Genomic DNA, 26,738 nt, shown 5'->3' on the forward strand with positions numbered 1-26,738 from the left:
TCAGCCTTTTCCTTTAGATGAGGTTTCGTCGCCAAACCCAGCGCCAGAGTCGCCACCTGCGTCTTTTGCAGTTCCATCCTCTGGAAGTACTTGCGAGATCGATGGCACTGGTGCAACCACATTGACAAGAGCCGGGACATCGTCATAGCCGACCAGCTTCCAGACTGTCGCCAATTCGTATGTAGGCTTTTCTCCTTTGAGCTTTTGCCATATTGACGGTGTGCCGGGCGCTGATACACGCGGCATGATTTCCCCGGCTTTGACGAAGCGGCGTCTGCCGCCCTCCGTGGCGGACGGTTCGCCCGATTCCCACAGGCCGGTTTGCGAGCAGGTACGACCGGTTGCGGCAAGCTCCCCTAGCGGAAGACGCGGTTGTGGGGTGGTTCCAGCGCTCTTTGCCGCTGCGGCGCCTGTCGGGCGCACGCGGATGGTGCTGGTGATCTTGTCCCATACAGCGATGGCCTCCTCGTCGGTCAGGATGGGTTTGGTCGCACCGGCGGCATTGTCAGCGACCCCGGTTTGCATCCGGATGTCGGCATAAGGTTTTAATGGGTCTGAGGGCACGCCCTTGAAGTCCATGCCGAAATCGTGAATCGAGTGGATATTCGCTTGCTCCGGCGAACGTGAGAGTCCTTCGAAGCCGTTCACCCAGTCATGGATATTGCGCTTTCCCCGGCGGAAGTATTTTGTCTTCAGGCGCGGATGATTCGGGTTCTCGGCTTTCAAGTTCTTCTCGAGTCGCTCAAGTTGCCATTCTAAAGAGTTGCTTTCCGAGTTATGGGGATTCGACGGCCTGATGGAAATCGAGAGATGCGTGTCCGGAAATTCCTTCAAACGGAAACCGATACTAACCAGTTCGGCACGAGGCTCTTTTTCGGTTCGATTCTCATCTGGCAAGAAAGCGTATTCGACGCAATTTCCGGGTTCGGCAGGTATTTCGTCTTCAGCGCGTTGTCGAAGGCGCCGAACAATACTCATAATGAGCGCGACAGTCTCGCTTTTCTCGTCCGTAAAAGAATAGGTATTGAAGACAATACCATCATTATTCAGCCTGAAATAACCATTGATTCTTATATCACTGAGGGCTTCAAAACCACTGTAACCAGTGACTATCTTTCCTTCTGGTTGGCTTACATGTTCGATCGATAGCAGCAGGGGTACATCATTTAGGTAAATGGCTTTCTCACTTTTCAGCTCATTAATGAATTTTTGCGCCAATTCTTCCACCTCACGGACACCGTCAGGATAAATGCCGATACTGAGTGGAACACTGGCTCTTCCCCATGCTACCGTTGTCGATGCAGGCACATCGACCAGGAAGCGACCAAAACAAACGGTCTTGGTCTTCTCGAACATCGTCTTAAGGCGTGGCGTTAGTATCGTCATATTCGGAGTCTTCCATTCCTTAGGGGCTTGATTGCAAGCAACCAGCATGAAGATTGCGGCGATAACGGAAACAAGGCGTTTTAGCGTATTCATATGCATCATCCTTCTTAGCATTTCCATGTTGCCTTTTGGGCGATGCGCACGATGCTGTATAAAGTCGATGCGATCGCACGGGGATCCTTGAAACTCGACTGGTGTTCATAACCGATCTGACGGAACACGCCTTTGAATTTACCGCTTTGCAATTGGTGATCCGCTGACCTGGCGGGTACTGTCTGATCGCCTGGCGCGGCAGGCGAAAGAATGACGGCGTGTACAGGGGGTGGTACCTTTTCGGTGAACGGCAAGAGTGCCTTATTGTTGCTGAGGCTGTCCCAACGAACGAGTTCCACCTTGCCCTGTCGGTTATCGCTAAGGATTGGCCAGTCGCGCCAGCCAGTTGGATCGGCACAGTTTTTATCAATTGCCCATACAACTTCACCAAAGCTCTGCCGCTCGCGATCGGCGCCGTAATGGGCATAACTGTTAGGGTGATAGGTGTTTGCAATTGTTCGGTGGAAGTGCTTGGCTTTTTCGAGATATGTGCATGTGCGCTTGAACGTACCACCGTTATCTTTCGGCAGCAAATTTGACGGATTGATCCATTCTTCTCGAAACAATGCGTACCACTTACCTCGCACCATATATATTTCACCGTACGGGTCGCTCTGCTTTGGCCATGCTTCAAGATCGCGTCCGTCGTGTGTTACCCGCAGCCAGCCATTGCCATAGGACTCGGACGGCAATAGTTGCAGTCCTCCCGGTGCGTTTGCCAACACCGCCGTGACCTCGTCGCCATAATTCCCGGCCACTTTAGCGGCAAGGCTTTCCTGCGGATTTCCGAACATTCCTGGGTCTTCGAATCCGGCCCGCATGCGCTTGTAGGCCGCCGGTGCACCGATGGCTGGCATTACGCCATGAATGATGCCGACAACCTTGTCCTGCAGGTTGCCGAAGCTAGGATGAAGCAACGCACGCCCTACGAGCCCTCCCATGGAATGGGTTACAACGATGACCTGGTTGCATTCATATCCGGACTGGTTCAGGTCGTCGATCACCTTGTTGATGCGGGTGGCGATGATCCTGGCGCTATCACCATTGGATTGCAGCCAGTTATAGCCAAAGGCATATACGGCAAACCAGCAGTCGGTGGCAACCTTCTTGAGATCGCCCGAGGTCAATGCCTGTTGTGGCAAGCCGGGATCGGCCAACCAGCCACGCGGATCGACACCCACCACATCGTGCCACTCTTGGCGGAGCTTGCCTTCGAAGAACGTATTGTTGAGACGCGACTCAAGATGCTGCAACAACTCCCCGTAGCTCTTGAAGAAGACTTCGCCCCAGCCCCGCTCCCTCGCTTTCTGTACCGCGCTACGCCGGTTCTTCGTGGTGGGCGGGTCATCCGTCAGCAATGGTGAACGGAAGCCATCGTCCAGTTCGACATTGCTGTGTCGCTCATCACCGCTGACATCCGACGGCCCGGAGGGATTGTAAATATCTACTGTTGTGTGTAAAGGATCCAGACGCAGTTGACGCTCCGCGGGGGTCTCGGTGGCGGCACCGGTGATGCTCGTCGGACCGAGGACATCTGGCCGACACGCGACGTTGTTACCTCGGCCCATCTCCTGTTGCCGCGTCGCGCTCATGCGCAGATTCGATCCCATAATCCCGGGGAGAAAAATAATCGGCAACACCCGCCTGGGAAGCATGCGTGCGCACTGCGGCTTCTTGTCTTGCTTCGGCGTCGCAAAACCTTCGGCTCTGCGGGCGGCGCCGGTATTCTGTTGTGCGGGCAAGGGGTGTTCCGCGGTGGTCATCATATTCGTCCTTCTATCCAGTTTGATCAGTCGTCGAGCGCCTCGATGCTGTAGCTGCCGAAGGGAATGGCACTGGTAAAGCGCTCGGTCAGACCTGCCTCATCGGTACGCCCTTCGAACGTGCGTCCGTCCTCCGTCGTGATGCGATAACGCTGGTTTTTCATCGGTTCGTCGGTCCCGATCCAGCGCAGCACGGTTTGCTGGTCGTGCGCCGTCTCACTGGTAGGCAATGTCACGGCGGCCGGACTGCCACTACCTGGTTTGACATGCGCGAATTTCGACGATTTAATCGTGTGCTCGCCACTACTTTGCTGCGTGATGGCGCCGCCGCCGCCATCCACTTGCGCCCCTTGGGTGATCATGCGCAGCTTGGGTGCCTGTAGCACGATCTCGTCGGTGGCAGTCAGCACGATGCGCTTGGCGGACGTGAGCTCGATGTCGTCTGCATGGGTCTGCATATCGAGCTTTCCACTGGCCGCGATCAGCTTGATTCCAAGCCGATGCGCGAACAGGCTGATACTTTCCGACGCGCGCGCCAAAAGCTTTTTGCCGACTGACAGTTGGGTATTGCCGATGCTGACCATGTCGACGTGCGTTTGCGCGCCGATCGCGATATTGTCCTCGCTCGCCATTACCACGCCCGCGGGCGCGGACAGTGCCACGACCGGCTGGCCGCCCTCGCCTGCGCTGTCGGTTCCGGTATTGCTGCCAGCTTCCCACTGCTTCAGGTATCCAAGCAGTTGCCCCAGTTCCTTATCGTCGGTGTTGTCGGCATGGTGCGTCACCGACAGCTCGGCCAATTGCTGCTGGATGCCTTGCAAGGTCTCGACCAAACCGGTCAATTCGGCCCGGTCCAGCTGTTTGCCACTTGCCTTCTGGCGCGCAGCGGCGCTGATGAGGACACCCTGCGCACCTCGCACGGCAACAGCATGATCACTGCGTAGTTCGGCACCTTCGCCCCGCGCCTCGCCCTTGCCCTGGCTGCGGGGATGCGTGAGCCAACCAAGGTTCAATTCGCTGTAGCCGTGCTGGGAAGACAGCTGTGCACTGATCTGCCCCGGCGTGTCATCCAGCCGTAGCTGGTTATAGCGGGTTCCCTGCACTTCCTTGCTCTTGATGCCGGCGAGGTACCTGTTTCCGGGTAGCGCACCGGTATGGCTGAACGAAGGCGGAGGGGCCGTGCCTCCATAGACCTGCGCAACGATGATCGGCTTGTCCGGATCCCCGCCCAGGAAGTCGACAATGACCTCATCGCCCACGCGAGGCAGCGTAAGCGTTCCCCACTGATTACTGGCCCAGGTACTGGCAACACGCACCCAGGCCGAGTCACGATCGCTGTCGCTCGCGCCAGCACCTTGCGCGTGGCTGTGGTCTTCGGCCCTGGCACCGGGGAAGCGCACCTTGACCCGGCCATGTTCGTCACAATGCACTTCTTCACCCGCAGGACCGACCACGATCGCACTTTGCAACTGAGGGCGCGGCAAGTCGCTACGCGGATCGAAAGCGGGAACAATTGGAATCCCACGCCGGACGCAAGAAAAACGATTGGTGTAACGCATGCCGCGTTCGTCGCTGGCTTCCTGCAAGGCGTTTTCGGGCAGCGCATCATCCCATCGGCTCAGTGCAAACAGGCGCTGTACCAGGGCATCGACTTCCTTCGGCAGATTGTTTTCTGCATTCACTTCGAGACGCGTGACAATGAACTCCCGTTCGCTTTCGGGATGAGAATCGATCTCATGATGACCAGTCAAGCCTATCCACTGTCCAACGCACAGGTTCCGCACGCTGCCTTCACCGTAAAAGCACTTGGATTCGTACTCATGGCGCTTCATGCGCAATTCACCGAGGCTGCGATAATCCTTTCCGTTGTCGCCCGCGTGCGGCATGTCAACCAGGTAGTCGTCAAGCGTGACTGCGAACTGGCTACCCGCTGTCCCTTGATCGATACAGGAAGGCGTATTACTTGTCATGGCGCGACCTTGCATGTAGTCCCAGCTCTGGCGGGCCACATTGCCTGGCTTGAGTGTACGCACCGGACTCCAGCTGATGACAGTATCGCTTTGCTCGGTGCCATCATCCCGGTGATAGCGAACGGTGCCCGCGGCGTTCTGCGACAACTTGGATACGTCATCGAACAGGACGAGGGTATGGCCCGGTATGTCCTGGCTATCCGGCCCGCTGGCTTGCCCGGGCCGAAGGAACCAGGCGAGACCGCGTCGCTTCCATAACCGGCGCAGGAACTCTGCATCGGACTCGTTATGCTGCATCGTGAATTCCCGGGCAGGATAGGTGCCGGTTACATACGACCAATCCACGTCAAAGGCTTTGGCCAATACCGGGTTGTTCCGACGCCACTCGTCCAAAATGAGCTCGGTAACATCCAGCTCATTCTGGTTGCGGAAAATACGGGTATTGATGCGGTGTTCCATCAGCGCTAACGCGTCGCGCATCACCAGTTGATAGGTCGCAAGACCGCCATCGCTGTGGCCGGCAGCCGCTTGTGAAACGATGCCGCATACGGAGCGCAGATCGCCGCTGTCGGTCACGAACTGGAGTTCGACCGGCAGTGCGATGAATTCTTTCAGGGGAAGATCAGCGCGTGTCGATACGCATAGAAGCCGATATTCCAGCCCACCGCATAGCGTTTCATCCCCAGTAACACGCTTGACGAGCAAGACGTCGTCAAGCACATTCCTCGCTTGCGCCAGTCGTACACGGATCGGTCGGTACCCTTCGGACAAACCAGCGCACGCGCCTTCCAACTCGTTGAGGTTCATATGAACACTTCCCAGGTTGTATTACTGAGTCTTTGTTGCAACAAGCAGTATTGCAACAATCTACTAGACGTAATTGACCTGAGATAAACGAATGCTCGGGCGAGTCCGTTGGTCCCGTAGTGCACAGAGCACAATCGGTACCATTGCGGCCCTGACTCATTCCATGCTCTCTGCATGGAAGGGAGAACACTTTCTTCGTCTGTCGAGATGATTCGGCGGAAGCGAGATCAGCGCAGCAACGATCTGCCTGGAGGCAGCGAACCTGCGTTTGCAGAGATGCCTCTGCCGCTGTCCTTAGCGTCAGGCTTCCTCGCCCTGCACGCGTTCGAAGGGTCCGATGCAGGTGTTCATGGTCTCGTCCGCGCACATCAGGAACAGGGCCCCCGACGGATGGAAGCGAATGAAGTTGGTGGCGGTGGTGCCGGGCTTCATGATGGCGCCCGCGCAGTCCTTCTTGCCATTGTCCTTGACGATGCGGTCTTCGAGACGGTAGAAGCCCTTGGCGCTGGGCTTGGCGGGGATGCGGTATTCGCTTTCCGACACTTCTTCGGCGCTGGTGACCAGGGTGGTGCCGTCGGCGCGGAAGCGGTAGGTTTCCGAGCAGCCGAGGTCGGGCAGGCTGAGTTTCCAGATGCCGAGGATGGGATGGGCGGCCGGAGGCGCGGCCCATGCGAGATTCACGGCTGACAGCATCAACAGTCCGGCAAGCACACGCATGGCAGCTCCTTCGCACATCGCGTCAGCCGCGGCGGCCGCCCCGGCAGGCCCGAGCATGCGGGCGATGCCATTATCGCAGCAGCGGCGCCCACACGTCGCACGCGCCGCCCCTGCCAGTGCCGGGCATCAGCCCTTGGACGGCGTCTTTGGCTTGGCCGGGCGGCGTCCACGCGGCGCTGTGCTGCGGGCTGCCGGCTTGCGGGGCGAGCCTCCCGGCTTCTTGCGCGCCACCTTGACTTCGGCGACGTTACCATCGACATCGTTGCTGGTATCGTCGTCATGATCAAGGTCCGCGTCGCTGCCGGCCGACGTGAGCGCGTCGGCCCCGGCTGCCGGGGCGTCCGGCGCCGGTTCGGATGACGTGAGCAGACTCTCCGCGACTGCCGTACTGTCCGTTGCCGCGGCCTTGCGTGCCGCGGGCTTGCGCGGCGCGCGGCGTCGTTCCTTGGCAGGCGCCGGCACTTCGGCCGCCACCGCGTCCGCCGGCGCCTCGATAACTTGTGGCGCAGCTTCTTCGGCGAGCGGCGTTGCCGACGCAAGCTCGTCAAGCTCTGCTATGCCAAGCGCGGCCGCGTCCGGCGCCCCCGCTGCCGGATCGCCACGACCGGCGCCCTTGTTGCGACCGCCACGGGTGCGGCGGCGCGTGTCCGGCTGGTTTTCGACCGGAAGAGCCTGATCAGTTTCCGGCAGCGCCAGCTCAGGCTCGACCGCATCAGGGAGCGCGCCAGGGCCTGCTTCGAACGACAGGGCTGCTGCCGCCTCACTGCGCCCGGCGCCCTTGTTGCGCCCGCCACGGCCGCGGCGGCGCGAATCCGGACGCGCTTCCACCACCTCGGCTTCGTCTGCGCCTTCTTCGCTCGCGGTGGCGCCCGGTTCCGGCGCCACCAGCTCCGGCGCGGGCATCGCGAGCGGCGCATTCGCGCTGCGGAACACATAGGTGCCCGATTTTTCGTCGCGGCCGAATTCGAACAGGCCGCGGGTCTGCGCTTCTTCCAGCAGGTTGCCGAAGGTGCGGAAGCCGTAATAGGTCTCCGAGAAGTCCGGACGGCGGCGCTTCAGGGTGTCCTTCAGCAGCGAGGCCCAGATCTTGCCGGTGTCGCCGCGCTCGGACACCAGCGCATCGAAGGTCTCGACCACCATCTCGAGGGCCTGCACCTTGCGCGCTTCCAGTTCTTCCTTGCGCTTGTCGTCGCTCGGGCGGCGCGCTGCAGGCTGGCCGCGGCGGGCGTCGAGTTCTTCCTTGCGCTTGGCGGCGGCGCGGTTCTTTTCACGCACCAGGTCGTCGTAGAAGATGAATTCGTCGCAGTTGGCCACCAGCAGGTCCGAGGTCGACTGCTTGACGCCCACGCCGATCACGCGCTTGGCGTTCTCGCGCAGCTTCGACACCAGCGGCGAGAAATCCGAGTCGCCCGAGATGATGACGAAGGTGTCGACGTGCGACTTGGTGTAGCACAGGTCGAGGGCGTCGACCACGAGGCGGATGTCGGCCGAGTTCTTGCCGGACTGGCGCACGTGCGGGATTTCGATCAGCTCGAAGTTCGCTTCATGCATCGGCGCCTTGAAGGTCTTGTAACGGTCCCAGTCGCAATAGGCCTTCTTGACCACGATGCTGCCCTTGAGCAGCAGGCGCTCCAGCACCGGCTTGATGTCGAATTTTTCGTAGTTGGCGTCGCGGACGCCGAGCGCGACGTTTTCGAAGTCGCAGAACACCGCCATGCTGATGTTGTCGGAGGAGGCCATGTTATTGCTTTCAGATAATAAAAGGACGAACTGACCGCGATTATACGCAACACGCCGCCTCCTGGCCGCCTACGCACGCTTGGCGGGATTGTGTCACGGTGGCGATTTCGGTTTTATGTGCTTATTCTCAACGGCCCGACAGTATCGACCCATGCTTCCGCCCTCCGTCTTCGAGTCGGTCTTCAACAATTCGCCGATCGGCAAGTACCTGCTGTCCCCGACACCGGAGGCCGTCATCCTGGCCGTGAACGAGGCCTTCCTGAACGCATCGTCGCGCAAGCGCGAAGACCTGGTCGGCGTGAGCCTGTTCGTGGCCTTTCCCTGGGGCCCGAACGACCCGGCGCGCACCAACGAGATGGAGTTGCGGACCTCGCTGGCCCGGGTGCGCGAGCCCGGCCAGCCGGACACCCTGCCGGTGTAGCGCTACCCGATCCCGGTCACGGGCCCCGATGGCGCCATCAGCTTCGAGGAAAGATTCTGGAGCGCCCATAGTGGCCCGTGTTCGGCCCGGACGGCGCCCTGGCCTGCATTGCCCACACGACCAAGGACGTCACCGAGCAGATCCGCTCCGAGGGGGCCCTGCGCGACAGCGAGAGCAGCTTCCGGGCACTGACGACGGCCGGCCAGGTCGTGTACCGGATGAACGCCGACTGGACCGAATTGCGCGAGGTCGACGGCCGCGGCTTCCTGAAAGACACCGAACAGCCCCAGTTGGTCAAGCCGGTCGACATGGCGCAGCTGGAGGCGATCCTGGCCAAGTCGGCTCAGCTCACCAAAGAGGGGCTTCCCTAGCGGAGCATGCCGGCCGTCTCGGGGCGCAGGCTGGCCGCCGGCGCGCGGGCTTTTGCTGGGCCCGCCGGCTCGCCGGTCGCGGTCGGGGTACCGAGTTCGCGGATCGTGATGCGCTCGAACAGCTGGGTGGCCTTGCCGGTCGAGTCGCGCACGCGCACGACGATGTTGAAGTCGCCTTCGGACACATATGTGTGGCTGGCGCGCACCTCGCCCTTGCCGCGGTATTCGCGCAGTCCCACCGCTTGCGGACCGCCGCCGTCACCCCAGTCGACCGTCGCGCTATGGGTGTCGCCCGGGTTACGGTCGCGGAAGGACAGCGTCAGCTCGAGCGGCTGGTTCAGGCGCGGCTGGGCGTGCCGGATGGGTCCCAGCACCGGCGCATCGGTCCCGCCGTTCGCGCGCAGGAGCACCACCCCGGCGTTGGAATTGGCAAGGATGTCGCCATTGTTCGAGACGGCGAGCGCCGAGGTCAGCACCAGGCCGGACGGCGGGTTGAGCACGCGCGTATTCAGGTCCACGGGGCCGCCGCTGCGCGTCCAGCGATAGGCGATGTTCAGGCCCGGGGTACGCTGCCCCAGGCCGACGACCACGCCGCCGTCGTTGACGTCGTTGGCCTCGGACGCGAACAGCCCGCGCGGGTGCAGGTCGATCAGGCCGCTCGCCCGGGAGAACAGGAAGGCACGGGGCAGGTCGCCGCTGACGCCGTAGTTGCGGCCGACCACCTGGCCGATCTCGTTGAGCCCATGTGCGATGGTGCGCGTGCCGATGCGTGCCACGCCTTTTCCCGGACTCCACAAGAAGGCGCTGATGGCCGGGCCCAGTGTGTCGAGCATCCCGGCAATATCACCGCGGTTGTTGGTGTACGAAGCGAAGGCGTAGCTGCTGCCGAAGGAGCCCAGCTTGGTCGGACGGCCGGCGGCATCCCAGACCAGCACATTCCCTACCCCGCTCGCCAGGTCTCCGAAGCCGACCGTGACGTTGTTGTCGTTGATGTCGCTGGCGAAGCTCTGCCCGATACCCGCGGGAGAAGCCAGCGGAATCAGGCGGTTGGTCGCCGTCCAGCGCACGGCCCGGCTGGCGCCGTTCTCATTCGAGAGGGCGGACCTTCCGACGATTTCCGAGCGGTTGTTGATGGCGGAGATGAAGGTCGGGCCATCGCTGCTCAGGCTCGCCAGCGGCACCAGGCCGCGCGAGGCCGACCAGCGGAAGGGCCGGAACGGGGTGCTTCCCGCGGGTTCGACCAGGCTAGCCGCGAAGGCGACTTCGCCTTTGTCGTTCAGGTCGCCGAGAAGGTCGGCGCCGCTGTCCGGCGGCGACAGCTCGGTCAGGCGCGTACCGTCGAAGAAGCCGACGTGCAGCAGGCCGTCGATGCCGAAGTATTCGAACGCGGCCTGGCCGCGCGCATTGATGTCGGCGATGAAGCCGAAATCCCCGCCTCCGAGGTTGACGATGCCGTAGACGTCCTTGCCGGCATGGCTGCCGGCCTGGTGCTGCTCAGCTGCCTCCGGCGTGGCGCTGGTCCCGGCGGCCACCGCCGTCGCCAAAGCCAGCAGGGCTGTTGCCGCGGAAATCCGCCCGATCGAAAAAGTTCGCATGTTTGCCTCCGCTAGTATGCCCATGCGCCCGCATGAACAGGACCACTGTAGGGCGCACGCAGGGCGTGCAGGACGAACTGGCGCAAACGTGCGCGCCGAGAGCTTTCCGGCCGGCGATGCCTGGATTCAAAGCCGCGCCAGCGTGGCCTCGTCGGGCTCGCCACCGAAATACTTGTCGATGCAGGACTGGAACACCGCCTCGTCGGGTGCGACGTCGGCGAACAGGGTCATCGACGAACGGAACTTGAGCTCGTCGGGGTGGCCAAAGACCTCGCCGGCCGCATCGCTGTCGAGCGCCGCCACGATGCTGGCGCATTCGCGCAGGCGCGCCCCGAGTACCGGGTGGGCCAGATAGGCCGCCGCTTCGTCGCTGGAAGCGATCGCGTAGCGCTGCGCCATCTCGCTGTGGCCGAGCCCGGCGATCTGGGGAAAGATGAACCACATCCAGTGGCTGCGCTTGTGGCCCGCGCGCAGTTCGGCGAGCACCGTGGCGTACACCGGTTCCTGCGCCCGGACGAAACGCTCGAGGTCGAAATCACTGTCCATGTCGGGTCCTCCTGATCGCATCGATCCTACGACTTTGAGATTGTTTGCTAAAGTGCGTTCCATAGGACGTACCAATGGACACCCACCACCTCTCCCTGCTGCTCGTACGCGACATGCCGTACGGGAAATATAAAGGCCGCAAGATCGCCGACTTGCCTGGTCATTACCTCGGCTGGTTCGCCCGCAAAGGTTTTCCCCATGGCGAACTGGGCCAGCTGCTGGCCCTGATGTACGAACTCGACCATAACGATCTGCGCAGCCTGCTGGATCCGCTGCAAACAGGGTGAACCGGCGCTGCGTCAGGATGGGCCAGCCGCGCCGCGCGCGAGTTCACGCATCCCGTCGATCGTATCGACCACGTCGCGCACCCGGAAAGGCTTGATCAGGATGCGGCTGATGCCGCAGGCCCGCAGCACCTGCAGCAATTCGGCGTTGCAGGACTCGACCAGCACCGCGATCGGCATCGACGGCGCGCTGCCCCCCTGCCCCAGGCGGATCTGCTGGATCAGGGCCAGTCCCGCGCTGGACTCGAGGGAGACGAGCGACTCGACCGCGATCACCGCCCCGTCGAAGCGGCGCAACGCGCAGAACTGCTGTGCCGTCGGGTAGGTGGCGGCCTCCGTCACGTCCGCCGTGCCGAGGCTGCGCGCCGTCAGGGCCACGGTCCGCCGCAGCAGGTTCACGGGCTCGACCAGCAGGAGCTTGAAATCAGCATCAGTCATCGTCATCGGGCCGCTTCGTGCTGAGCTCGAGCACCGCCAGGTCGCGCAGGCTCTCCAGGATGGCCTGTTCGACCGGATCGAGCGTACGCGGACGGGTGTCGATCAGGCACAGGGTGCCGATCGCCAGCCCGTCCCGGCACAGCAGCGGCGCGCCGGCATAGAAGCGGATGTGTGGCGGACCGGTCACCAGCGGATTGTCGTGGAAACGCGGATCGAGGGAAGCGTCCGGCACCATCAGGATCGCGTCGCTGGCCAGCGCATGCCCGCAGAAGGAAACGTCGCGCGGGGTCTCGCAGGCGTCCAGGCCGACACGGGCCTTGAACCACTGGCGGTCGGAGTCGACCAGGCTGATCAGGCAAATGGGGACGGCGAACTCGGCGGAGGCGAAGTCGACGATCCGGTCGAGCCGGCGCTCGGGCGGCGTGTCGAGCAGCAGCAGCGCATGGAGCAGCGCGAGGCGCTCATTCTCGTTGGCGGGCAGAGGGGGCTTGATCATGGAGGGCGACGTGTGTGCGTGGCGATTGGCGGGAGCACGATTGTAGCCCGGCTGCCGTGATCCAGCTCGTACCCTGTCCGATCATGACACGGTGGAAATGTGTGGATTTTTGCGTGAGGTGATCAGGCATCATGCTTGTGCCTACCTGTACAGGAGCACAAGGAGACGGAATGCGCCGCTTTTTTCTCATGTTGCTTCTCGCACTTTTGCAGAACATTTGTACTGCCGAAGAGGTCAGTCAATACGATCGATACGCACCAAAGTCGGATGATCAGTTAATTGTAGGAGTCGGCTGCAATAAGGCTGAGAATCTTCTTCTGATCGGGCTATTCTCTCCCTATGACCTTCCGAACGACAAATTCGACTTATGGGATACGGGTGACCTGAAAAAGAACAATCCAGATGGAGTGTCGATTGCAAAGGTCTTGAGTGTCGTACGCTCATGCAAGTTCGGCGAGCATCACTATCGGATCAAGATTAGTGCCCAACCCGGGAACTGGAACTTGAATGGGGCATGTGGTGCACTGACCTTCGCAAAAGCCACGGTCTGGCGTAACGATACCCTTGTCTTCGACGATGACATTTCAATTTGCGAGGACTACCGGACTTTCGATCATGTACCAAAGCTGTTTGTTTTCAGTCCAACAAGCGACCATCCGGTACGGCGAACTGGAAAGCAGCTGTCGGATTTATATCGGTGACCCCCGTGCAGTTTGTTAATCGAGTGCACGCGTATTTCTTCCTTACGCCAAGCTGAAAGCTTCAATGGATCTCGATACAGCCAAACACCTCATGGACCGGATAAGTTCCGTGTCGGTCGTCTTTGCGACACTGCCCCGTGATATCGACCTGCTCGACGAGCCTGAGCGTAGCCAGGACGAGGCCGCCCTGGTCGCTTTCATGAAATGTAGTTTCAATCCGGCGGTGAAGGACGGCAAGCCGGTCGACGCATGGACCCACTTCCAGTACGTCTGGAAGGCGGAGTAAGGCCAAACGATGCGGAACCCGGCTGACCGTTCCCGCCCGCTCACGCGTGCCACCGCTGTCCATCGCATGCGCGCCCGCCTGCTGCGCGACAGCTTTCCACGGGTGCAGATGTTCATCCTGGTGTCGCTGACCGGGCTGGCGGGCTTCGGGGCATCGGCGGCAATGCTCGGCGCCGGGGTGGACACGATGGCGCTGCGCTACATGCTGGCCATGGGTGTCGCGTACATCGTTTTTCTGCTGCTCCTCGATGAACCAATGAAACAAAAACTTCGTTCTCCTCATGCCGCGGCACTCTTGCTTGCCCTGGCGGTGCCTGTGCAAGCTGCCGCTGCATCTCCGCCAGCCCAGGTCTTCATCGACGGCGGTGAACTGCATTACGTCGGCGGACTCTCCGAAGAAGCCAACCGGCAGGCTTTTTCCCTGTTCGACAACGCGCAGGACAAGCCCGCCATCCTGTCGATCCGCAGCAAGGGCGGACCGACGGGGGCCGGCATGGAACTCGGCCATTGGGTGCATGCCAAGGGACTGACCGTCAAGGTGATGGAGATCTGTTTTTCGTCATGCGCCAATTATGTGTTCCCCGCAGCGCCGCGCAAGATCGTCAGCAACTTTGCGGTGGTCGGCTATCACGGCGGCTTGAGCAGCGTGAGCTTCCGCTTCGATGACGAACAGGAAGCGATGCTGGAAGCGATGCCGCCCGAGCAGCGCGAGTTGCAACGGGCCAAACTCATGGAAGCACTCCGGCAAGAGATCGCGCCCCAGGTGGAAGCGGAACGCAAGTTCTTTTCCAGCATCGGCGTGCAGCAGCGGATCACGACCCTGGGCCAGGGCCGGGAAAAGAAACACGGTGACACATCGCTCGGCTGGACTTTTTCGGTCGCGGATTTTTCGGCACTCGGCGTGAACCAGATCCGCGTCGTCAACCCGCCATGGAAGCCCGCATTCATCCATTCGGATGCGACGGTCACCCTGCTCAGCGCAAGCCCTGCGAGGGCGATGGGCGCCGCCGCCACGCCGCCGGAGGCACGCAAAGCGCACTACGACGCGACGTGCGCGTTCATCGTCGATCAAGTCCAGCGTCTCGACCGCATCGTGGAACGAGGAATGGGCGAGGATGTGCTGGTCGAAGTCACTCCAGAGAGCGGGGCAAGCCTGTTCCGGCGCCAGGCTCAGGATTTGCGCATCGACTACTTCATCACGGCGGGCGGCAAAACCATCGTCAGCCGGGCGGAAATGGGGCCGAAGTACATCGGCAAGCGGCTGACCGCGACATCCCTCCGGAATACATTGAGCCTTACTCAGGACTTTCCCCCGACATGGCAAACCGGGTGCGACCGCCTGGAGCTGACCGTCAGAAGAAAAGGATCGCACATCACCGGCATGACGCTCGAGGCCGACGTCCACTGAGGGCTAACCCGCCGCCGCCACCTTGCGCACCTGCTGCGGCAGCGGCGCGGCGGCGCTGCCGCGCAAGCTCGTTGCCGCTCCCTCGAACTGGAAACCGGCCGCTTCATGCAGCTCCCAGGCGCCCTCGCCCAGCAGGCGCAGCACATGGGTGTGGTGGCGCAGCACCGCCGCGCGGTGCGCGATGCTGACCAGGGTGGTGCCGCTCTCGCGCAGGCGTCCGTACAAGGAGGCTTCATTGCCGCCGTCGAGCGCGCTGGTCGCTTCATCGAGGATGACGATCTTCGGCCGGTGCACCAGCACGCGGCCGAAGGCCAGGCGCTGCTGCTCGCCGACCGACAGCAGCTTTTCCCAGTCGTGCACGGCGTCCAGGCCCCCCACGCGTTCGGCCAGGCGCGGCAGGTGGACCTGCTCCAGTATCTCCAGCAGGCGCGCGTCATCCAGGCTTGCATGCGCGCTTGGATAGATGAGCTGGCTGCGCAGGGTACCCGGCTGCAGATAGGGTTGCTGGGGCAGGAAGAAGCAGTCCTCCAGCGGCGGATGCTGGATCACGCCGCCGCCGCGCTGCCACAGGCCGGCAATCGCACGCAGCAGCGAGCTCTTGCCGCAACCGCTCTCGCCGGTAATGAGCAGGGCGTCGCCCGGATTCAAGACCAGGCTCAGCTCCTTGATGAGCACGCGGTCGGATTGCGGCGGATATAAGGTCAGGGATTCCAGCGCCAGCTGTGTGCCCGCACGCCGCTGGATGCGTGCTTCCTGCCTGTCGGGGAGCGCCGCCGGCGCCGCGCCGGGCAGGACGAGGGCGGACAAGGCCTGCAGGCGGCCGATGCCCGCCACGAAACGGCTCAGGCTTTCGAAGTTGTCGACGATCACGCCCACGGCGCCGAGCACGGCAGTGAAGGCCCCGGCCGCCTGGATCGCCCGCCCCACTTCCAGCTGGCCCGACAGGACGCCGTCGGCCAGGATCACACCCGGCAGCACCAGGGTCAGCTGGCTGAAGCTGCGCTGGAACAGGTTGAGGGAACGCTGCTTCCTGATCAGCCTCGCGAAATTGTCGATCACCTGGCTAAACTTGCTGTCGATGTGGGCGCGCTCCTGTGCTTCGCCGCGGTAGAAGGCGATCGATTCGGCGTTTTCGCGCAGGCGCATCAGGCTGAAGCGGAAATCGGCCTCGCGCCGCAACTGCCAGAAATTCAGGTGGATCAGGGGCGTACCGAAGACCCAGAGGGCGATCACGGTGCCCGCCAGCGCATACACGGCCAGCACGCCCACCAGCAGGTGGGAGATCGACCACAGCACGGTGCTGAAGGCCACCAGCTGCATGAGCGAGCCCAGGAAGATCAGCAGGAAGTGGATCGACCTGCCCGTAAAGGTGTTGACGTCTTCGCTGATGCGCTGGTCGGGGTTGTCGATCTCGCTGCCCGCATCTCTGCCCGCCCCCAGCTCGTAGTACTTGCGCCCCTTCAGGTAGCCGTCCAGGAAGCGCCCGGTCAGCCAGCGCCGCCACTGGTTGGCGAAGACGTCGCGCATGTAGTAGTAGAAGGCGTAGGTCGGCACCGCGAAGGCCAGGACGAACAGGCAGGCCCGCACCGAGGTCCAGAAGCGATCGCCGTCCTTGCCGGCCAGCGCCGAGGTCATCTCGCCGGCCTGCTCGTTGAGCATGACCGCCAGCTTGGTCTCGACCAGCATCAGCACGATCAGGAGCAGCAGCAGGCTCCAGGCCCTGCGTTTTTCGTCGCCCAGCCAATAGGGTTTGGCGACGCCGACGAACTGTTTCCATGCGGCTAGCGACAAGGGGGGTGCCCGGCGTGCTTTCTCCGGCGCCGCCGCGTCCCGGTCGGGCGCGGCGTCGGTACTGGCGGGGGGCGGCGTGTTCATGATGGTTCGTGGTTGCCTGCGTGGTTGCCTGAATAACGCCTCCAGCATACGACCGGGAATGAAGCTGTTCAGTGCGGAAACGGACATAGCGGCGCTTCCAGGCCGGGGCCGCCGCACGGCAGTGTCGGATTTCCGGTAAACTACGCGGTTACTGCAATACGCTCCAGACCAGACAAAACGCCATGCCCACCCCATCCGCCGCCCCCGACCAGCTGCTCGATTACGTCACCTCGTGCGCCCTGCCGACCCCATGGGCGCAGTTCACGCTGCACGCCTTCGTCGAGCATGGGCCGGGCGGTAGCCAGGCCGGCAAGGAGCACCTGGCGATGGTGCTGGGCGATATCGGCGACGGCGAGCCGGTGCTGGCGCGCGTGCATTCCGAATGCCTGACCGGCGACGTGCTGTTCTCGCAGCGCTGCGATTGCGGCGCCCAGCTCGAGGGCGCGCTGCAGCGCATCGCCGAGGAAGGGCGCGGCGTGCTGCTCTACCTGCGCCAGGAAGGGCGCGGCATCGGCCTGGTCAACAAGATCCGCGCCTACCGCCTGCAGGAAGCCGGCGCCGACACGGTCGAGGCCAACCTGCAGCTGGGCTTCCATGCCGACGCCCGCAACTACGAGCTGTGCAAGCCGATGCTGGCGCAGTTCGGGGTGCGCAGCCTGCGCCTGATGACCAACAACCCGCGCAAGATCGACGCCCTGACCCGCCTGGGTATCCAGGTGACCGAGCGCGTGCCGCTGCTGGTCAACCGCAACGCCTTCAACGACAGCTACCTGAACACCAAGCAGGCCAAGCTGGGGCACATGATGGGCCAGCCCGAGGCGGCTGCCGCCCCGGAAGCGCCATGACCTAACGCGCGCGCGGACAGGCCGTCCGGTGGCAAGATAGTGCTTCCTTCTTGCCATGATCGGATTGCATGAAACGGACTGTCGCCGCCTTCCTGCTGTTCTGCCTCGCGGCGGGCGCGGCCACCGCACCGCCGCCCCAAGCCGCCCGGCCGCCGCGCGCCGGCGCCACCGCGGCCATTCCCGCGCCGCCTCCGCACCTGCCCGAGTCGGCGCCGCCCGGCACCATCCCGCCGGCGCCCGCGCCGGGCGAGGTCGATGCCCAGGACGCCCTGCCGCCGCCTTCCTCGGCCGCCCAGGACCTGTACTCCTCGGCCAGGGGCGACCTGCTGCAGATCCGCATGCTGCTCAAGAACGGGCGCACCCAGTCCACCGTCGGCTCCGGCTTCTTCGTCGGCACCGGCAATCTGGTCGTCACCAACTACCACGTGGTGTCGCAGATGGCCCTCGACCCCGACGTCTACACCGCCGAATACGTCGACACCGACGGCAACAGCGGTCCGGTCGAACTGCTGGCGGTCGACGTCCTGCACGACCTGGCCGTGGTGCGCGTCAACCGCGAAGGAAGCGGCTTCTTCAAGGTGCCCGAACGCCCGGTGCGCCTGACCCAGGGCCAGCGCCTGTACTCGCTCGGCAATCCTCTCGATCTCGGCTTTGCGATCTCGGAAGGCGCCTATAACGGCATCGTCACCCGCAGCTTCTACGAGCAGCTCATGTTCGGCGGCCCGATCAATTCCGGCATGAGCGGCGGTCCCAGCGTCACCGGCAACGGCACCGTGGCCGGCGTCAACGTGTCCAAGCGGCGCGACGGCGAATCGGTCAGCTTCCTGGTGCCGGTGAAGTATGTGCAGGAGCTGCTGCGCAAGGTGGACAGCCAGCCGGCGCCGCCGAAGGATTTCAACCCCCTGATCGCGGCCCAGCTGCTGGAGCACCAGCGCGCCATGGTCGACCGCCTGCTCGACGAGCCGCTGGCGATCAAGAGCATGGGGCCCTACCTGGTGCCGGTGCGCGAATCCGGCCAGCTGCGCTGCTGGGGGCGCTCGAACGTGAAGGCCGAGACCGCGTACACCCTCGATGCGATGAGCTGCGCGATGGAGTCGGCGATCTACGTGTCCTCGTCGCAGCAGACCGGCCACGTGGCGATGACCCACCAGTACATCCGTTCCGACAACCTGGCCCGCCTGCCCTTCGCGGCCCTGGCCAGCCGGCTGTTCCGTACCGATCAACTAGGCAGCGCATGGGACCAGCGCCTGACCAAGCCGGTGTGCAGCGAACGCTTCGTGCACACCCGCACCCTGCCGCTGCGCGCGGTGACCTGCGTGCGCGCCTACCGCAAGTTCGAGGGCCTGTACAACTTCACGCTGCTGACGGCCAGCACGAATGCCGCCGAATCGAGCCTGCAGAGCCGCCTGGACGTGTCCGGCGTCTCCTACGACAACGGCATGCGCGTCACGCGCGCCTTCCTCGGCTCCTTCGGCCGCAACCTCAGGCGCGCGCCTGCGATCGGGAGCACGCCATGAGGGGCCCGTGGACGGTCGAGATCCTGGCCCGCAACGGCGAAGTCCTGCACCGGCACCGCGCCGCCAGCCTGCCGATCCGCGTCGGCCGGGCCTACGACAACGACTTCATCCTCGACGACGAATACGCCGCCGCCCACCATGCCGTCATCGAGGAAGGCCCGGACGGCGCGCTCTCGATGCGCGACCTCGGCACGCGCAATGGCCTGAACCACGGCCGCAAGCGGGTGCAGCAGCTGACCCTGGGCGGCGACACGGTGGTGCGCATGGGCCACACCTCGCTGCGCGTGCGGCCGGCCGACTTCCCGGTGCCGGCCGAGCTGCGCGACCGCACCATGCACGGCTGGGAGGGCCTGCTGCCCGGCCTGGTGGGCGTGCTGCTGGCGGGGCTGGTGGCCTTGCTGCTTACCTGGCTGTTCGATGCCCAGCCCTTCGAGCTGCTGAACTACGTGCTGGCCCCGGCGGCCGGCATCGGCGCGGCCCTGCTGTGGAGCAGCCTGTGGGCCTTCCTGAACCGCCTGTTCGGGCGCTATACCCGGCTGGGACGGCATCTGTTCATCTTCGGCTGCGGCATGGCGGCCCTGGTGGGATTCCGCCTGCTGGCTGCCGTCATCGCCTATGCCTACTCGCTCGAATGGCTGACGCGCTACGGCTCGCACGTCGCGGTGGCGACGGTCGCGGGGATCATCTACTTCCACCTGGCGACCATCAAGCCGCCGCTGCGGCGGCGCCTGCGCGCGGTCTGCGCCGCGGCCGCCGTGCTGGCTTCCTGCCTGGTGCTGATCGTGAACCAGCAGCGCCACGGCCGCGTCGCCGACGAGTTGTACATGGCGGTGCTGCTGCCGCCGGAACTGCGCGCCAGCCCGGATGCGACGGTGGCCGACTACATGGCCGGGGTCGAGGCCATGCGCGCGGAGCTGGACGCCGAACGGCGCAAGCAAACGGACTAGGCGCCCATCCATGGCGCTTTGACAAGCACCGGCGAATGCAGGATGATCGGGCATCCCAAGCCCAACCAGCCCATGAACCCGACCCGCAGCAAGACCGCCTTCGCCATCGCCTGGCTCCTGTTCTGGACCTTGATGGTGCTGGTCGCGCTCGAGGACTACCGGCGCGACGGCGGCAGCGCATACTGGCAGCCGGTGCTGTGGGAGACCTCGTCGGCGCTGGTCGCCAGCTTCCTGCTGTTCCTGCAGCGCCGGCTCGGCGCCCGCTACGACGCCCTCATCGCCACGCCCTGGCGCTGGTTCGTACTGCAGGCGCGCTTCCTGCCGCTGTACTGGCTGGGCTTCGTGCCGCTGGTATTCGGCATCCGCCACGCCGTGTATGGCCTGGCCGGCGCCGCCTACGAGCACGAGCCCTGGCCCCAGCTGTTCGTCTACGAGTCGCTCAAGATGACGGTGTTCGCCGGCCTGTTCACCGCCATCGGCTTCGGCCTGCTGTCCTACCGCGAGCTGCTGGCCGCCCGGGTCAGGGCCGAACAGGCGAACGCCTTGTTGCGCGAGGCCCAGCTGCAGTCGCTGGCGCGCCAGATGCAGCCGCACTTCCTGTTCAACGCGCTCAATACCATCTCCTCGCTGATGCACACCGACGTGGCGCGCGCCGACGCCACCCTGGTGCAGCTGGCCGACCTGCTGCGCGCCGCGCTGGCGCTGGGCGAGCGGCCGCAGGCCACCCTCGGCGAAGAGCTGTGCCTGGCGCGCGCCTATGCCGGCGTGATGGAGGGCCGTTTCGACGGCCGCGCCCAGGTCGACTGGCGCATCGAGGACGCCGTGCTGTCGGTCGCGCTGCCCGCCATGAGCGTACAGCCGCTGCTCGAGAACGTGTTCAAGCACACGGTCGAGCGCCGCCGCGATCCCACCCGCATCACGGTCAGCGCGGCGCGCGAGGGCGCGGACTTCGTGCTGCGCATCGAGGACGACCGCGGCCTGCTCGGCCAGGCAGCGCAGGCGCCCGGCCCGGGCCTGGGCCTGGCCAATCTGCGCGCGCGCCTGGCGGCCCTGCACGGCGCCGGCGCCAGCCTGGCCCTGACCCAGCTCGTGCCGGCCGGCGTGCGCACCGAACTGAGGCTGCCGTGCGCATCCTGATCGTCGACGACGAACGCCCCGCGCGCGAGCGGCTGCGCCGCATGCTGGCGCTGGAAGCGGGCATCGAGGCCATCCATGAAGCCGCCGACGGCGTCGAGGCGCTGCGCTGCCTGCCGGAGTTCCGGCCGGACGCCCTGCTGCTCGACGTCGAGATGCCGGAGCTGTCGGGCATCGACCTGGCGGCCTCGCTGCCGGCGCCGGCGCCGCTCGTCGTATTCGTCACGGCCTACGACGGCTACGCGCTGCAGGCCTTCGATGCGAACGCCATCGACTACCTGCTCAAGCCCTTCGACCAGGCGCGCCTGCAGCGCGCGCTGGGGCGCCTGCGTGCCCGTCATGCGGCACCAGGCGCGCATGCGGCATCCGGCCTGGCCCCGCGCCAGCTGCTGGTCACGGAACGCGGCGCCACCCGCGTGGTGCAGGTGGCCGACATCGAATGGCTGGAGACCGCCGACAACTACGTGGTGCTCCACACGGCACAGGGGGCGCCGCTGCTGCGCCAGACCTTGTCCGGCCTGCTGGCGCAGCTGGGCGGCGGTTTCGTGCGCTGCCACCGGCGCGCCGCGGTGCGTCCGGGCGCGGTCGAGCGCATCGTCCCGCTCGACAAGGGCGACTGCGAACTGCTGCTGCGCAGCGGTGCGCGCGTGCCCTGCAGCCGTCAGTACCGCGCGGCGCTCATGGCGGCACTGCAGGCGCCCTGAGCGCCGTCCGTTCCACCCCGCCGCGCACCCGCTTCGCCCCACAGCGCTCGTCTTCGCCGCGCCCGCGCGGCATGCTGGCCTCACCTTTCCAACGTGAGCAAGCCATGACCCGTGACCACCATCTTCCCGCCGCGCGCCTGTACTTCCTCGACTGGGTGCGCATCCTGGCCTTTTTCCTGCTGATCCTCTACCACACCGGCATGTACTACGTCACCTGGGACTGGCATGTGAAGAGTCCTTTCGCCGGCACCGGTCCGGAGCCCTTCATGATGATGTCGTCGCCGTGGCGCCTCGGGTTGCTGTTCTTCGTGGCCGGCGCGGCCGCCAGCCTCATGCTGCGCAAGGCGGGAACCGCATCCTTCCTGCGCCGACGCAGCGCGCGCCTGCTGCTGCCGCTGGTGTTTGGCATGCTGGTGATCGTGCCGCCCCAGCCCTATTTCGAGGTGGTCGAGAAGCTCGGCTATGCCGGCGGCTACGGCGCCTTCATGGGCCTCTACCTGCAGGCCTACCCGGGCTTCTGCCGCGAGGACTGCCTGATCCTGCCGACCTGGAACCACCTGTGGTTCGTCGCCTACCTGTGGATCTACACGATGCTGCTGGGCGCCATCGCCGCAGCCCTGGGACCGCGTTTCGACCGGATCGCCGCGCGCCTCGGCAGCCTGCTGCATGGCTGGAAGCTGCTCGCCCTGCCCGCCGCCCTGCTGGCGATTGCGCGGATCACCCTGGTCGAGCACTTCCCGACCAATCACAGCGTCGTGGGCGACTGGTACAACCACGCGATGTCCTTCCTGCCCTTCCTGCTGGGCGCGCTGGTGGCGCGGGTGCCGGGATTCTGGACCAGGCCGGGTACGCTGCGCTGGCAGGCGCTCGGCATCGCCGCCGCCGGCTGGACCCTGCTGGTGCTGTGGGACGCGGTGACGTATGAGGTGATCAGGCCGCAGGTGGTGGCCGTGCTGCGCCCGATCATGTATGCGGTGTATGCGCTGCTGGCCTGGAGCGCGATCGTGGCGGCCTGCGGGTTCGCGGCGCGCCACCTGGACCGCGACGGCCCCGCGCGGCGCTACCTGAACGAGGCGGTATTTCCGGTCTACATTTTGCACCAGACCCTGATCGTCGTGCTGGCGCACACGATGAAGCCGCTGCGCATCGCAGCCGGCGTCGAGGCGGTGCTGCTGGTGGTGCTGACCGTGACGCTCAGCTTCGGCACGTATGCGCTGGTGCGGCGCGTACCCCTGTTGCGGCCGCTGTTCGGGCTGGCGCCGCAGCGCCCGCAAGGGGCACTGCCGGCGCCGGTGGCTGCACCCCGGGCCCGCAGCGGCATGCGGGCACAGGGCTAGCCATAAAGCTTCAGGCTCAATGCGTCGGCGCGCCGGCCGGGCGCCCCGGTTGTTGCCCTTCCTTTCCTGCACCGGGCTGCGCGCGCTGCGCATCAACAGTAGCGCCCGGCGATGGGTGCTCCTCACCGTTCGGACGCGTGAAGGGATCCTCGACATTGCGGATCGCTTCCTGCTGGCTGCGGATGCTGCGCTCGGCTTCCTCGGCACCCGTGCGGGCCACTTCGTCGACCAGGGCGCGCGCTGTGCGGGTGGTGTTCTGCACGTGCTGCTCGGTCACGCGCGCCAGTTCCACCTGGGCCTCGGCCGCCAGGCGCGCGGCCTGATGCTGGTAGGAGCGCAGTTTCTCGGTAGTGGGCTGGGCCCGCGCCGAGGCCGCGCTGAGCATGCTGGACTGGCGGTCGGCGCTCAGCACTTGCTGGCCGACCAGCGTGCTTTCCTCGACCAGGGTCTGGACCAGCTGGATATTCAGGTCGCACAGCTGCTGGAAGGAGTGGAACATCGATTTGGACATGTCGTTCAGGAAGGCGGTCTGCGCGTCCATATGGGAACGCACCGCCGGGGTCACGGATTGTGGAAAGAAAACCATGCTTAGCCCTCGTTGTCTGTTTGGATGGGAATCACAGCGGACACGCCACGGCCCGGCAGATGGGCCCCGGCGCGAAACTAGAAGGCTAAAGCTGCAGTCAGGCAGACGATTGATGTGGATCAAACGTGCGCAAGTCCGGCCCGTACGGCGCTCCCTTGAGCTCGACCGTATTGCGCTCCGGGTCGAGCAGGTAGATCGACGGCCCCTCGCCTTCCGCGCCGTAGCGCGACTCGACCGGCCCCGCGGGCACGCCATGTGCGTCCAGGTGGCGCCGGATCGCGGCTTCGTCGAAAGGCTCGACGCGCAGGCACAGGTGGTCGAGGTTGCGTCCGCCGGTGCCGGGCGCGGCCCCGCCTTCGCGCCCCAATTTGCCGTTCACCGGCACCAGGTCGATCATGGCCTGGCCGGCGCGCAACTGGATCAGTCCGATATCGTCGAGGCGGCGCTCGACGTGGCAGCCCAGCACCTCGCCATAGAAGGCGATCATGGCGTCGAGGTCTGTGACGCGCAGGACGATGTGGTCGAGCCCGCGTACAGCGATAGGATTGCTATTTGGCATGGCGCTCGACCCAGGCGGCGAAGGTATCGATGAAGGTCTGGAAGAAGGCGCGGCTGGCATCGTCGACCAGGCGCTCGCCCTCGTACTTGCCCGCCACCATGCCGACATAGGCTTCCGGCGCCGGCATGCAGGGCATGTCGAGGAAGGGCAGCATCTGGCGCAGGTGGTGGTTGGCGCCGAAACCGCCGAGCGCGCCGGGCGAGACGCTGACGATGGCGCAGGGCTTCCCGGTCCAGGCCGCCTTGCCGTAGGGCCGAGAGCCGACGTCGACCGCGTTCTTGAGGGCACCCGGCACCGAGCGGTTGTATTCCGGCGTACAGAACAGGATGCCGTCGGCCTGGCGGATGCGCTCGCGGAAAGCCGTGAAGGCGGCGGGCGGATGGTCGGTCTCGTCGTCCTGGTTGTACAGGGGCAGGTCACGGATCTCGACGATCTCCAGCTTCAGGCTGGCAGGCGCCAGTTCGATCATCGATTGCGCCACCTTGCGGGTGAACGAGTCCTTGCGCAGGCTGCCGACGATGACGGCAATGTTCTGTGTGGCCATGGTGCTCCTTTCGGGTTCGGTCTCGAAATCTTGATGGTAACCATTTTTACTTAAATACGGAGGCGTCTACGTTCTTCGATGAAACGCTTGAGCGTCGCCTTGCTGATCACGACCACCGGATCGCCATGCCAGGCATACAGGAAAGGCGCGCCGCCCAGCCGGTCGGTCAGCTTGGCCGAGATCAGGAAACGGGTGCCGACCGGATAACGCTCGGGATCGCTGAGCGCGCGCGAACACTGCACCCGCAGCGACGTCGCATAGGCCTGGCCCGAAACGGGACGGATGCCGACCCGCCCGGTCCTCGGATCGGAAAACGATTCGACCGCCACCTCGCGATAGGCCCAGGCTTCGCGCGCCATCCGTTCAGCCTTTCGCGGCGGCCAGCGCGGCCGGACGCACGATCTTCGCTTCGCGGATTGGCAGGTTGACCAGTGCGGCCGCCAGGGCCAGCAGGATGTCCGCGTACCACATCCACGAATAATCACCGAAGCGCACGAAGGACAGGCCGCCCAGCCAGGCCCCGAAGAAGCCGCCGATCTGGTGCGACAGGAGGGTCATGCCGAACAAGGTGGCCAGGTAGCGCATGCCGAACAGCTTGCCGACCAGGCCGGCGGTCGGCGGCACCGTGGCCAGCCAGGTGAAGCCGAGCGCGCCGGCGAACAAATAGAAGGTCAGCGCGGTCTTGGGCGCCAGCAGGTAGACCACGATCAGCACGGCGCGGCTGGCATAGATGATCGCCAGCAGCGACTTCATGCGGTAACGGCTGGCGAGCGCGCCGGCGGCCAGGCTGCCGGCAATGTTGAACAGGCCGATCAGGGCCAGCGCGGTGGCCGAAACGCCGGCCGGCAGGCCGCACAGGGCGACTTCCTGCGGCAGGTGGGTGACCAGGAAGGCGATGTGGAAACCGCAGGTGAAGAAGCCCAGGTGCAGGCACAGGTAGCTGCGGTCGCGCATGGCCTGGCGCAGTTGTTCGGTGAGCGTGATGCCTGGCGGCACAGGTGCGGCTGCAACGGCTGCCGCGGGCACGGCAGTGGGCTGGGCCGGCTTCTTGCGCATGCCGAGCGCCAGCGGAATGGTGAGCAGGGTCGTGGCCGCCATGGTGAGCATCGCCGCCACCCAGCCGGCGCCGGCGATGATCGCCTGCATCAGCGGGGCGAACACGAACTGGCCGAAGGAGCCGCCGGCATTGATGAAGCCGGAAGCGAAGGCGCGCCGCTCGGCGGGCAGGCGCTGGGCGGTGGCGCCGATCAGGATCGAGAAGCTGCCCGCCCCCGCACCGGCGGCGGACAGCAGCCCCATGGTCAGGATCAGGCCCCATTCGGAATCGACGAAGGGGGTGGCGGCAGTGCCTGCGGCGAGCATGATGCCGCCGATGACGATCACCCTGGCCGGACCGTACTTGTCGGCAATGGCGCCGAAGACCGGCTGCGAGGCGCCCCACATGAGCTGGGCGACCGCCATCGCGAAGCTGATGCTGGCGATGCCGAGGCCGGTGGAGGTATTGATCGGCGACAGGAACAGGCCCGTGGTCAGGCGCGCGCCCATCGTGATCATCAGGATCGTGCTCGCGGCCAGGATCAGCATCCAGGCCGCGCGCGGCGACATCGTGTTGTGCTCGTTTGACTGCGTCATGTGCGGCTCCTTCCGGGATGGGCCGATTGCCCATTCG

Annotated in this window: 27 protein-coding genes; 12 read left to right on the forward strand and 15 right to left on the reverse strand. The window is 64.7% G+C overall.

The features are described from left to right. The 5 genes from AC56LK_RS00285 to AC56LK_RS00305 all read right to left on the reverse strand — a co-directional run bounded on the left by AC56LK_RS00285 (window position 1) and on the right by AC56LK_RS00305 (window position 8,476). Window positions 1–1,479: a T6SS immunity protein Tli4 family protein gene (locus AC56LK_RS00285; protein ID WP_497182587.1), complete on the reverse strand. Its 1,479-nt coding sequence runs from the start codon at window positions 1,477–1,479 to the stop codon at window positions 1–3. A gap of 14 nt (window positions 1,480–1,493) precedes the next feature. Beyond that, window positions 1,494–3,245: an esterase/lipase family protein gene (locus tag AC56LK_RS00290; protein WP_497182588.1), complete on the reverse strand. Its 1,752-nt coding sequence runs from the start codon at window positions 3,243–3,245 to the stop codon at window positions 1,494–1,496. Between the two features lie 23 nt (window positions 3,246–3,268). Then, window positions 3,269–6,019 (reverse strand): type VI secretion system Vgr family protein, encoded by a 2,751-nt coding sequence (locus AC56LK_RS00295; RefSeq protein WP_497182589.1) that lies wholly within the window; start codon window positions 6,017–6,019, stop codon window positions 3,269–3,271. Between the two features lie 300 nt (window positions 6,020–6,319). After that, entirely contained in the window at window positions 6,320–6,736 is a 417-nt protein-coding gene (locus AC56LK_RS00300) for a hypothetical protein (protein WP_497182590.1), read from the reverse strand. 126 nt (window positions 6,737–6,862) lie between these two features. Next, window positions 6,863–8,476 carry an NYN domain-containing protein gene (locus tag AC56LK_RS00305; protein ID WP_497182591.1) on the reverse strand — a complete coding sequence of 538 codons (1,614 nt, stop codon included), beginning with the start codon at window positions 8,474–8,476 and terminating at the stop codon, window positions 6,863–6,865. A 151-nt stretch (window positions 8,477–8,627) separates the two neighbouring features. Here AC56LK_RS00305 and AC56LK_RS00310 point away from each other — a divergent pair, with 151 nt between their 5' ends. Next, window positions 8,628–8,897 carry a hypothetical protein gene (locus AC56LK_RS00310; protein ID WP_497182592.1) on the forward strand — a complete coding sequence of 90 codons (270 nt, stop codon included), beginning with the start codon at window positions 8,628–8,630 and terminating at the stop codon, window positions 8,895–8,897. Window positions 8,898–8,974: 77 nt separating this feature from the next. Then, entirely contained in the window at window positions 8,975–9,268 is a 294-nt protein-coding gene (locus AC56LK_RS00315) for a hypothetical protein (protein WP_497182593.1), read from the forward strand. On the opposite strand, the gene AC56LK_RS00320 is transcribed toward AC56LK_RS00315, so the two are convergent. Both AC56LK_RS00320 and AC56LK_RS00325 read right to left on the reverse strand, forming a co-directional pair. Beyond that, a complete protein-coding gene (locus AC56LK_RS00320) occupies window positions 9,265–10,863 on the reverse strand; it encodes a PKD domain-containing protein (RefSeq protein ID WP_497182594.1) in 1,599 nt (532 codons plus the stop codon). The two genes, AC56LK_RS00315 and AC56LK_RS00320, sit on opposite strands and share 4 nt — an antisense overlap. A 126-nt stretch (window positions 10,864–10,989) precedes the next feature. Further along, window positions 10,990–11,409 carry a DUF1810 domain-containing protein gene (locus tag AC56LK_RS00325; protein ID WP_497182595.1) on the reverse strand — a complete coding sequence of 140 codons (420 nt, stop codon included), beginning with the start codon at window positions 11,407–11,409 and terminating at the stop codon, window positions 10,990–10,992. A 74-nt stretch (window positions 11,410–11,483) separates the two neighbouring features. Here AC56LK_RS00325 and AC56LK_RS00330 point away from each other — a divergent pair, with 74 nt between their 5' ends. After that, window positions 11,484–11,696: a DUF3820 family protein gene (locus AC56LK_RS00330; protein ID WP_497182596.1), complete on the forward strand. Its 213-nt coding sequence runs from the start codon at window positions 11,484–11,486 to the stop codon at window positions 11,694–11,696. Between the two features lie 12 nt (window positions 11,697–11,708). Here the strand turns inward: AC56LK_RS00330 and AC56LK_RS00335 are convergent, their stop codons facing one another. Together AC56LK_RS00335 and AC56LK_RS00340 are read right to left on the reverse strand one after the other, a co-directional pair. Continuing rightward, on the reverse strand, window positions 11,709–12,137 hold the full coding sequence (locus AC56LK_RS00335; protein WP_497182597.1) for an ANTAR domain-containing protein: 429 nt from the start codon (window positions 12,135–12,137) through the stop codon (window positions 11,709–11,711). Beyond that, on the reverse strand, window positions 12,124–12,627 hold the full coding sequence (locus AC56LK_RS00340) for a GAF domain-containing protein (RefSeq protein WP_497182598.1): 504 nt from the start codon (window positions 12,625–12,627) through the stop codon (window positions 12,124–12,126). The genes AC56LK_RS00335 and AC56LK_RS00340 overlap by 14 nt, the downstream gene beginning before the upstream one ends. A 170-nt stretch (window positions 12,628–12,797) precedes the next feature. Here AC56LK_RS00340 and AC56LK_RS00345 point away from each other — a divergent pair, with 170 nt between their 5' ends. The 3 genes from AC56LK_RS00345 to AC56LK_RS00355 all read left to right on the forward strand — a co-directional run bounded on the left by AC56LK_RS00345 (window position 12,798) and on the right by AC56LK_RS00355 (window position 15,021). Further along, window positions 12,798–13,328: a hypothetical protein gene (locus tag AC56LK_RS00345; protein WP_497182599.1), complete on the forward strand. Its 531-nt coding sequence runs from the start codon at window positions 12,798–12,800 to the stop codon at window positions 13,326–13,328. Window positions 13,329–13,392: 64 nt separating this feature from the next. After that, window positions 13,393–13,614, forward strand: a complete 222-nt coding sequence (locus AC56LK_RS00350) for an energy transducer TonB (RefSeq protein ID WP_497182600.1) — start codon at window positions 13,393–13,395, stop codon at window positions 13,612–13,614. A 66-nt stretch (window positions 13,615–13,680) separates the two neighbouring features. After that, window positions 13,681–15,021: a hypothetical protein gene (locus tag AC56LK_RS00355; RefSeq protein ID WP_497182601.1), complete on the forward strand. Its 1,341-nt coding sequence runs from the start codon at window positions 13,681–13,683 to the stop codon at window positions 15,019–15,021. A gap of 3 nt (window positions 15,022–15,024) precedes the next feature. Here AC56LK_RS00355 and AC56LK_RS00360 read toward each other — a convergent pair whose 3' ends face one another. Next, window positions 15,025–16,896 (reverse strand): ABC transporter ATP-binding protein/permease, encoded by a 1,872-nt coding sequence (locus AC56LK_RS00360; RefSeq protein WP_497182602.1) that lies wholly within the window; start codon window positions 16,894–16,896, stop codon window positions 15,025–15,027. Window positions 16,897–17,078: 182 nt separating this feature from the next. Between AC56LK_RS00360 and ribA the strand changes: the two genes are divergently transcribed. The 6 genes from ribA to AC56LK_RS00390 all read left to right on the forward strand — a co-directional run bounded on the left by ribA (window position 17,079) and on the right by AC56LK_RS00390 (window position 23,380). After that, complete coding sequence (gene ribA, locus AC56LK_RS00365) at window positions 17,079–17,741, forward strand: GTP cyclohydrolase II (protein WP_497182603.1); 663 nt, start codon at window positions 17,079–17,081, stop codon at window positions 17,739–17,741. Window positions 17,742–17,809: 68 nt separating this feature from the next. Beyond that, window positions 17,810–19,258 carry a S1 family peptidase gene (locus AC56LK_RS00370; RefSeq protein ID WP_497182604.1) on the forward strand — a complete coding sequence of 483 codons (1,449 nt, stop codon included), beginning with the start codon at window positions 17,810–17,812 and terminating at the stop codon, window positions 19,256–19,258. Further along, complete coding sequence (locus AC56LK_RS00375) at window positions 19,255–20,205, forward strand: FHA domain-containing protein (protein WP_497182605.1); 951 nt, start codon at window positions 19,255–19,257, stop codon at window positions 20,203–20,205. The genes AC56LK_RS00370 and AC56LK_RS00375 overlap by 4 nt, the downstream gene beginning before the upstream one ends. A gap of 42 nt (window positions 20,206–20,247) precedes the next feature. Continuing rightward, the gene (locus AC56LK_RS00380) at window positions 20,248–21,342 is read left to right on the forward strand and encodes a sensor histidine kinase (protein WP_497182606.1); all 1,095 of its coding nucleotides are present in this window, start codon (window positions 20,248–20,250) and stop codon (window positions 21,340–21,342) included. Continuing rightward, the gene (locus tag AC56LK_RS00385) at window positions 21,330–22,043 is read left to right on the forward strand and encodes a LytR/AlgR family response regulator transcription factor (RefSeq protein ID WP_497182607.1); all 714 of its coding nucleotides are present in this window, start codon (window positions 21,330–21,332) and stop codon (window positions 22,041–22,043) included. The genes AC56LK_RS00380 and AC56LK_RS00385 overlap by 13 nt, the downstream gene beginning before the upstream one ends. A 104-nt stretch (window positions 22,044–22,147) precedes the next feature. Further along, window positions 22,148–23,380 carry an acyltransferase family protein gene (locus tag AC56LK_RS00390; protein ID WP_497182608.1) on the forward strand — a complete coding sequence of 411 codons (1,233 nt, stop codon included), beginning with the start codon at window positions 22,148–22,150 and terminating at the stop codon, window positions 23,378–23,380. A 16-nt stretch (window positions 23,381–23,396) separates the two neighbouring features. Here the strand turns inward: AC56LK_RS00390 and AC56LK_RS00395 are convergent, their stop codons facing one another. The 5 genes from AC56LK_RS00395 to AC56LK_RS00415 form a co-directional block, all read right to left on the reverse strand. Beyond that, a complete protein-coding gene (locus tag AC56LK_RS00395) occupies window positions 23,397–23,966 on the reverse strand; it encodes a phasin family protein (RefSeq protein ID WP_497182609.1) in 570 nt (189 codons plus the stop codon). A gap of 97 nt (window positions 23,967–24,063) precedes the next feature. Beyond that, on the reverse strand, window positions 24,064–24,525 hold the full coding sequence (locus AC56LK_RS00400) for a VOC family protein (RefSeq protein ID WP_497182610.1): 462 nt from the start codon (window positions 24,523–24,525) through the stop codon (window positions 24,064–24,066). Then, a complete protein-coding gene (locus AC56LK_RS00405) occupies window positions 24,515–25,069 on the reverse strand; it encodes an NADPH-dependent FMN reductase (protein WP_497182611.1) in 555 nt (184 codons plus the stop codon). Before AC56LK_RS00405 ends, AC56LK_RS00400 begins: the two co-directional genes overlap by 11 nt. A 50-nt stretch (window positions 25,070–25,119) precedes the next feature. Continuing rightward, complete coding sequence (locus AC56LK_RS00410; RefSeq protein WP_497182612.1) at window positions 25,120–25,428, reverse strand: hypothetical protein; 309 nt, start codon at window positions 25,426–25,428, stop codon at window positions 25,120–25,122. A gap of 4 nt (window positions 25,429–25,432) precedes the next feature. Continuing rightward, entirely contained in the window at window positions 25,433–26,701 is a 1,269-nt protein-coding gene (locus AC56LK_RS00415) for an MFS transporter (protein ID WP_497182613.1), read from the reverse strand. Window positions 26,702–26,738: the final 37 nt, after the last annotated feature.

This window comes from Telluria sp. ZB4P36 (assembly GCF_059685865.1).